We start from the raw sequence: 7898 nt of genomic DNA on the forward strand, positions 1-7898 counted from the left end.
GGTGAAGGAAAACCTGGAAAGCGGTCGCCTGCATTTCACCTTTGACGAGAAGCTCGCCGTTGAACACGGCGAAGTCCTGTTCATCGCCGTCGGCACGCCGTCTGACGAAGACGGCTCGGCTGACCTCAAATACGTGCTGTCGGTGGGCGACGCGGTCTCCCGTCATCGCGTTGAGCCGGTGATCCTGGTGGAAAAATCCACCGTGCCGGTCGGTACTGGCGACACGTTGCGTGCGCATATCGAGAAAAACCTGCGCATCGCCGGCCGGCACCTGGAGTTCGATATCGTCTCCAACCCGGAATTCCTCAAGGAAGGCTCGGCGGTTGCCGACTGCCGCCGCCCGGACCGCATCATCATCGGCTGCGAACGCGAAGAAGTGCGTGACGTGATGCGCGACCTGTACGCGCCGTTCAACCGCAACCACGACCGCATCATCTTCATGGACCTGCGCAGCGCCGAACTGACCAAGTACGCCGCCAACTGCATGCTGGCCACCAAGATCAGCTTCATCAACCAGATCGCCGAGCTGGCCGAACACCTGGGTGCAGACATCGAAGCCGTGCGCCTTGGCATCGGCGCCGACTCGCGCATCGGCTACCACTTCATCTACCCGGGCTGCGGCTACGGCGGTTCGTGTTTCCCCAAGGACATGCGCGCCCTGATCCACAGCGCCAAGCAGGCCAACTGCTCCAGCGACCTGCTGGAAGCCGTGGAAGCCATCAACCAGCGCCAGAAGAGCAAGCTGTTCGAACGCATCAATGCTTACTTCAAGGGCGACCTGCAGGGCAAGACGTTTGCCTTGTGGGGCCTGGCCTTCAAGCCCAACACCGATGACATGCGTGACGCACCAAGCCGCGTACTCATGGAAGCCCTGTGGGCAGCGGGCGCGACAGTGCGCGCCTTCGACCCTGAGGCCATGCAGGAAACCCAGCGCATTTACGGTGACGAATCACGCCTGACGCTGCTGGGCACGCCGGAATCCGCCTTGAGTGGCGCCGATGCGTTGATCGTCTGCACCGAGTGGCAGCAATTCAAGGCGCCGGATTTCGACCTGATCCATGACCGCCTGAAAAGCCCGGTGATCTTCGACGGTCGCAACCTCTACGACGGCGAGCGCCTGGCACGCAAAGGCTTCAAGTACTTCCCGATGGGCCGTGGTGACTCCTGTGAATTGCCAATCCCTCAGCAAAACTGGGTGCCGCAGGCAAAGGAAGCCTGATTCGTGAACAAGGCGAATCCTCCCCTGCTTAGCGCAACGATCCGTCACCAGTCGCTGGGGCTTGGGCTCCTGGCGCTGGTGCTGTTCATTGTCGGTAATTGGCACCAGGCGATTATCGGCTTTGACTCGCGTTTCGTGCTGTTCGCCCAGGAAATGCTGCGTCACGGGCCGAGCTTTTTCCCCACGACCTATGGGCAGCCTTACGCTGACTACCTGGCGACCTCGACCCTGCTGACCTGGCTGTTTTCCCTGCCTTTGGGGCATGTCAGCAGCTTCACTGCGTGGTTGCCGACGGCCATCGCGTCGGCGTTCATCGTGACCCTGGTGTATCGCCTTACGGCGCCCTACTCCACGCGCTGGGGGTTGTTGAGCATCGCGATGCTGCTGCTCAGCAGCACATTCGTCAGTGAAACCCGCGCGGTTTCCCTCGACCAGATGCTCGCTACCGTGGCCCTGGCGGTGTTCTACCTGGGTTACGCGCATGATCATTTCGAAAGCCCGAAACGCCTGCACTGGCTGTTCCTGCTGCTGATACTCGGCTTCGCGATCCGTGGCCCCATCGGCCTGGTGATTCCAACCGGCGTGCTGTGCAGCTATTACCTGCTGAACCGGCAGTGGCGCCAGTTGTTCACCTTCGGCCTGCTGGCGCTGGCGCTGCTGGCGGCGTGTATCGGCCTGTTGCTGCTGCTGGCCAAGCTCAGTGGTGGCGAGGCGTTCATGCAGGACGTGATCCGCATGCAGTTCCTCGGTCGCATGGATGGCACCGAAGGCTCCAGCGGCGTGCTGTATTACTTCACCAGCTCCATGGGCAACTATGCCTTGGCGTATCCGCTGGCGTTGTTGGCGTTGGTCGCCGTGGCAGTCGGTGGGCGGCGCGCGCCAGACCCGGCCTTGCAGTTGGTGTTGTACTGCGCGGCGGCGGGCTTGTTGGTGATGCTCGGGCTCTCGGTGCCCCAGGCAAAAAAGGCGCGCTACATACTGCCGATGCTGCCGATGGCGGCAATCATTGCGGCCTACCCGTTCCAGGTCACTCAAGGGCGGCTGTTTGCCCTGTTGCGCGGCTTGATGCTGGGCCTCTGGACGTTGTTGCCGGCGCTGTTGGCGATCGGGTTGGTGGTCGCACGGCGGCGTTACCCGGAACAGTTGAGCAGCCTCGGGCTGATCTTCACGGTACTGGCGGTGCTTCAGGTGCTTGCACTGCTGGGCCTGTTGAAAGCGCGGTGGCGCCCGCTGGCCCCGGCGCTTGCTGCGGTGCTCGCGCTCTGGTCGACCTACATTGTGGTGGTCGAACCCCTGGAGCGCGCGCTGTACGACACGCGTACCTTTACCCTCGCCGTCAAAGAGCAAATACAACAGCAACCGGCACCGGTCGTGCTGCATGGCTTGGGCAAAGATGCGAAAGCGATCAAGTTCATGGTCAATTTCGGTTGCGACAAGGTCCCGCTGTTTACCCAGTCGGCCGCTGACCTGGCGCCACTGCAAGCGCCTGCCTGGCTGGTAATGAGCGCCCAGGACTTCGAAAAGCTGCAAGACCCGCGCTGGCGTTCGCTCACCCCGACGCTTACCGGGGAGTTCGACAAAGACCCCTACGTCTTGCTGCATCTTGAGAAAACCGCAACGCCTTGATCGAAGTTCCAACGACGGTGTAAGAAGCAACGCCCATTCCGCAAGGAGTGGGCGTTTTTCGTTATAACCAGCAAGAAAGCACCTACACAGCTATGCGTAACGGCTGGTGCGCTTTGTCTTCCTGTGCCTGGAACCCAAATGTAGACTCGTTCGCCAAGCGCAGTAATTATTTACCGCCGCGTCGCCACCGCCTGATCAAGGACATTGCCGTGCGAGAAGATCTACTGGTTATACCGGGCCCGACGCTGTACCGACTGATGTCACTGCGCAACGCGCTGGTCGCGTTGAAAGGCCCGTTGGCGGACGACCCAGCGGTTCTCGAGGGTTTACATAGACGCCTGTTTGAGGATGGCATTGAGCCTGCACCCACGGCAAAGGCCAGCGTTGCGTTGCCTCTCAACCACCATCACCAATGAGTTAATTTCATTATTTTTGCATTCAAACTTCATTAATATGCATTGGCGCCATGCCTTTAAGCTCGGCACACTGCGCAGGTTCCTCCCCCAAATGTTGGAACTTTCAAAGGGCTGTTCCGGGAAACCAGGCAGGCCTTTTTTTTCGCCCGCCGTTTCAGGACCCTTGAATGTTCGCTCGTCTGATACCCGCCGCCATCCATACCCGCCCTGCCGAATGGCGCCGCGCCGCCGTCGGCATGGCCTTGGGCACACTGCTGAGTGTGTGGCTGTGCGCGCAAGTGTTTGGCATGGACGTCGCGCTGCACTTGCTCGGCCCTCTCGGTGCGTCGGCGGTGCTGTTGTTTGCGGTGTCGTCTGGCGCGCTGGCGCAGCCGTGGTCGATCATCGGCAGCTATTTGTGTGCGGGCGTGATTGCGTTGCTGGTCGCCCGAGTGCTGGGGCGCACGCTAGGCAGCGCTTGCCTCGCGGCCGGCATGACGGTGGTGCTGATGTGTTGGCTGCGTTGCCTGCACCCACCGGCGGGCGGCCTTGCCATGACCCTGGTGCTGGCGGACCCCGCGTCTATCGCCCTCGGCTGGCAGGAGCTGGCCCCGGTGCTGCTCGGCGCCGGCGCGCTGCTGGCGTGCGCGCTGGCCTACAACAATGCCACCCGCACGCGTTATCCCAAGGGCCTGATCGAAGCACCGGCCGTGGTAATGGGCACAGCACCGGCGGTCACGGACCCTGCGATCACCGCGGCCGACCTCAAGTTGGCATTGGCTGAAATGGAGCAGTTCTATGACGTCCAACCGACCGAGTTGGAGCAACTGATCCACGCGGCAGAAGGCCATGCGCGACGCCGCAGCATCGGTGAAGTGCTGGCCAGTCGCGCGGGGTAAGCGTTACTGCATAAATGCAAAAACGACCTGCATGATTCTGGGTTGTACTGGGCAAATTTGCACTGGTACGATCGCGAGAAGGTTCGCCCGCGAACATCTTGATAAAGAACAATAAAAGCAGGGAGTTAGAGATGACTGCTCAGGTTTCATCGCAAGCAAGCCATGCCGATGCTCTACAGGACAAGGCGGTTCAGCAACAGGTGCTGGCCGAGGTCCGCAACCACATTGGCCACCTCACCCTCAACCGCCCCGCCGGCTTGAATGCCATTACCCTGGACATGGTTCGCAGCCTGGCCACGCACTTGCAGGCTTGGGCGGATGACCCACAGGTTCACGCCGTGGTCCTGCGCGGTGCCGGTGACAAAGCGTTCTGCGCCGGGGGCGATATCCGCTCACTGTATGACAGCTTCAAGAATGGCGACACCTTGCACGAAGACTTCTTCGTCGAAGAATACGCACTCGACCTGGCCATCCACCATTACCGCAAACCGGTGCTCGCGCTGATGGACGGGTTCGTCCTCGGCGGCGGCATGGGCCTGGTGCAAGGCGCCGACCTGCGCGTGGTCACCGAACGCAGCCGCCTGGCGATGCCGGAAGTCGCCATCGGTTATTTCCCGGATGTAGGCGGCAGCTACTTCCTGCCGCGCATTCCTGGCGAGCTGGGGGTTTACCTCGGCGTCACGGGTGTGCAGATTCGCGCCGCCGATGCGCTGTATTGCGGGCTGGCGGACTGGTACATCGACAGCGCCAAGCTCGCCGAGCTGGACCAGAAACTCGACCGCCTGCAATGGCAGGACTCTCCCCTCAAGGACCTGCAAGGCGTACTCGCCAAGCTGGCGGTGCAGCAATTGCCCGACCCACCACTGGCAGCCTTGCGCCCGGCCATCGACCACTTCTTCGCCTTGCCGGACGTGCCGAGCATTGTCGAGCAACTGCAGGCAGTGACCGTCGCCGACAGCCATGATTGGGCGCTGACCACGGCCAGCCTGATGCAAACCCGCTCGCCGCTGGCGATGGCGGTCACCCTCCAAATGCTCCGCCGTGGCCGCCGCCTGCCGCTGGAAGAATGTTTCGCCCTTGAGTTGCACCTGGACCGCCAGTGGTTCGAGCGCGGCGACCTGATCGAAGGCGTGCGCGCCCTGATCATCGACAAAGACAAGTCCCCACGCTGGAACCCCGCCACGCTTCATGGGCTCGACGCGGCTCATGTCGAAAGCTTCTTCCAGAACTTCAAGCAGGTTGGTAAATAAGCCATGCAAGATATTGAATACACTGAAGAACAAGTAATGATCCGCGACATGGCGCGTGACTTTGCCCAGGGTGAAATCGCCCCCCATGCCCAAGCCTGGGAAAAAGCCGGCTGGATCGATGACGCCTTGGTGGCGAAGATGGGCGAGTTGGGCCTGCTGGGCATGGTGGTGCCGGAAGAATGGGGCGGTACTTACGTCGATTACGTGGCGTATGCCTTGGCGGTTGAAGAGATTTCCGCCGGTGACGGCGCCACGGGCGCACTGATGAGCATTCATAATTCAGTCGGTTGCGGGCCTGTTCTCAACTTCGGCACCGATGCGCAGAAGCAGACGTGGCTGGCAGACCTTGCCAGCGGCCAGGCCATCGGCTGTTTTTGCCTGACCGAACCCCAGGCCGGCTCCGAGGCACACAACCTGCGCACCCGTGCCGAGCTGCGTGACGGTCACTGGGTGATCAACGGCGCCAAGCAATTTGTCAGCAATGGCAAGCGTGCAAAGTTGGCGATTGTGTTCGCCGTCACCGACCCGGACCTGGGCAAAAAAGGCATTTCTGCGTTTCTGGTACCCACGGACACCCCAGGGTTTGTCGTCGACCGCACGGAACACAAAATGGGCATCCGCGCCTCGGACACCTGCGCCGTGACCCTCAACCAATGCACCATTCCCCAAGACAACTTGCTCGGTGAGCGCGGCAAAGGCCTGGCCATCGCCCTGTCCAACCTTGAAGGCGGTCGCATCGGCATTGCCGCCCAGGCGCTTGGCATCGCTCGCGCGGCATTCGAGGCAGCGCTAGCCTATGCCCGTGACCGGGTGCAATTCAACAAGGCGATCATCGAACACCAGAGCGTGGCCAACCTGCTGGCCGACATGCAGACCCGACTGAACGCCGCACGCTTGCTGATCCTGCACGCCGCGCGCCTGCGCAGTGCCGGCAAGCCATGCCTGTCGGAGGCCTCACAAGCCAAGCTGTTCGCCTCGGAAATGGCCGAAAAGGTCTGCTCCTCGGCGATGCAGATTCACGGCGGGTATGGGTATCTGGAGGACTATCCGGTGGAACGTTACTACCGGGATGCGCGAATCACGCAGATTTACGAAGGGACGAGCGAGATTCAGCGGATGGTGATTGCTAGAGAACTCAAGAACTACCAGCTCTAAATCAACACAGTAATACCTGTGGGAGCTGGCTTGCCTGCGATTGAATCACCTCGGTAAGGCAGACAAACCGAGGTGCCTGCATCGCAGGCAAGCCAGCTCCCACATCAGGTTTCCAGTGTCTTGGAAAGCGGCTTATTTATCCTTGAATTCCGGCGCGCGCTTGGCCACGAACGCGGCCATGCCTTCCTTCTGATCCTGCGTGGCAAACGCCGCGTGGAACACCCGACGCTCAAACCGCACGCCCTCAGACAGGCTCACTTCAAACGCACGGTTCACACTTTCCTTGACCATCATGCTGATCGGCACCGACTTGCCGGCAATCAGCGTGGCGACTTTCAGCGCTTCTTCGAGCAACTCGTCCGCCGGCACGATCCGCGCGACAACGCCGCAGCGCTCGGCTTCCACCGCGTCGATAAAGCGCCCGGTCAGGCACATTTCCATGGCCTTGGCCTTGCCGACGGCGCGGGTCAGGCGCTGGGTGCCGCCCATGCCCGGCAATACGCCGAGGTTGATTTCCGGCTGGCCGAACTTGGCGCCGTCACCGGCCAGGATGAAGTCGCACATCAACGCCAGCTCGCAGCCGCCGCCGAGGGCGAAACCGTTGACTGCCGCAATGATCGGTTTGCGGCGGTTGGCCACGCGGTCGCTGTCACTGAACAGGTCGTCGAGGTAGATCTGCGGGTAAGTCAGCTCGGCCATTTCCTTGATGTCGGCACCCGCAGCGAAGGCTTTTTTCGAACCGGTCAGCACGATGCAGCCGATTTCAGGGTTGGCTTCCAGGCTGTCCAACGCCTGGTTCAATTCGCTGACCAACTGCGCGTTCAAGGCGTTCAGGGCGTGCGGGCGGTTCAGGGTAATCAGCCCGACGCGGCCCTGGACGTCGAGCAAAATAGTCTCGTAACTCATGGAGTGGCTCCTTAAAGATTGCGTGAGATGACCATGCGCTGGATATCGCTGGTGCCTTCGTAAATCTGGCAGACCCGCACATCGCGGTAGATCCGCTCCAAGGGGAAGTCGCTCAGGTAACCGTAACCGCCCAAGGTTTGCAAGGCGGCCGAGCAGACTTTTTCGGCCATTTCCGAGGCGAACAGCTTGGCCATGGACGCCTCCACCAGTGCGGGCTTGCCGCTGTCACGCAGCGCGGCCGCGTAATGCACCATCTGCCGGGCGACGGCAATTTGCGTGGCCATGTCGGCCAGGCGAAACGCCACGGCCTGGTGTTCGATCAAGGCCTTGCCAAAGCTTTCACGCTCGCGGGCGTAGTCACGGGCCGCTTCAAAAGCCGCGCGGGCCATGCCCACCGATTGCGATGCGATGCCGACGCGGCCGCCTTCGAGGTTGGCCAGGGCGATCC

General features: G+C 61.5%; 6 protein-coding genes and 1 pseudogene. 5 read left to right on the plus strand and 2 right to left on the minus strand.

Features of this window, described 5'->3' with window-relative positions; all coding sequences use genetic code 11:
* The 5 genes from WBB95_RS04630 to WBB95_RS04650 all read left to right on the plus strand — a co-directional run.
* Positions 1-1219 (plus strand): UDP-glucose dehydrogenase family protein (locus WBB95_RS04630; protein ID WP_424486519.1); only part of this gene is annotated, 1219 nt, incomplete at its 5' end.
* A 3-nt stretch (positions 1220-1222) separates the two neighbouring features.
* Positions 1223-2845 carry an ArnT family glycosyltransferase gene (locus tag WBB95_RS04635; RefSeq protein ID WP_424486520.1) on the plus strand — a complete coding sequence of 541 codons (1623 nt, stop codon included), beginning with the start codon at positions 1223-1225 and terminating at the stop codon, positions 2843-2845.
* Between the two features lie 583 nt (positions 2846-3428).
* Entirely contained in the window at positions 3429-4139 is a 711-nt protein-coding gene (locus WBB95_RS04640) for an HPP family protein (protein WP_424486521.1), read from the plus strand.
* 131 nt (positions 4140-4270) lie between these two features.
* The gene (locus WBB95_RS04645) at positions 4271-5389 is read left to right on the plus strand and encodes an enoyl-CoA hydratase/isomerase family protein (protein ID WP_424486522.1); all 1119 of its coding nucleotides are present in this window, start codon (positions 4271-4273) and stop codon (positions 5387-5389) included.
* Positions 5390-5392: 3 nt separating this feature from the next.
* Positions 5393-6544: an acyl-CoA dehydrogenase family protein gene (locus WBB95_RS04650; RefSeq protein WP_424486523.1), complete on the plus strand. Its 1152-nt coding sequence runs from the start codon at positions 5393-5395 to the stop codon at positions 6542-6544.
* A gap of 132 nt (positions 6545-6676) precedes the next feature.
* Here the strand turns inward: WBB95_RS04650 and WBB95_RS04655 are convergent, their stop codons facing one another.
* Both WBB95_RS04655 and WBB95_RS04660 read right to left on the minus strand, forming a co-directional pair.
* Entirely contained in the window at positions 6677-7450 is a 774-nt protein-coding gene (locus tag WBB95_RS04655; protein WP_424486524.1) for an enoyl-CoA hydratase, read from the minus strand.
* A gap of 11 nt (positions 7451-7461) precedes the next feature.
* Positions 7462-7898, minus strand: a pseudogene (locus WBB95_RS04660) (acyl-CoA dehydrogenase); the annotation flags it as partial.

The sequence above is a fragment of the Pseudomonas sp. genome (assembly GCF_049645325.1).
Classification (GTDB): domain Bacteria; phylum Pseudomonadota; class Gammaproteobacteria; order Pseudomonadales; family Pseudomonadaceae; genus Aquipseudomonas.

Excerpts from the sequence above, each read along its gene's own strand:
- WBB95_RS04640 (WP_424486521.1), top strand. The coding sequence starts at position 3,429 with ATGTTCGCTCGTCTGATACCCGCCGCCATCCATACCCGCCCTGCCGAA.
- WBB95_RS04645 (WP_424486522.1), top strand. The coding sequence starts at position 4,271 with ATGACTGCTCAGGTTTCATCGCAAGCAAGCCATGCCGATGCTCTACAG.
- WBB95_RS04650 (WP_424486523.1), top strand. The coding sequence starts at position 5,393 with ATGCAAGATATTGAATACACTGAAGAACAAGTAATGATCCGCGACATG.
- WBB95_RS04655 (WP_424486524.1), bottom strand. The coding sequence starts at position 7,450 with ATGAGTTACGAGACTATTTTGCTCGACGTCCAGGGCCGCGTCGGGCTG.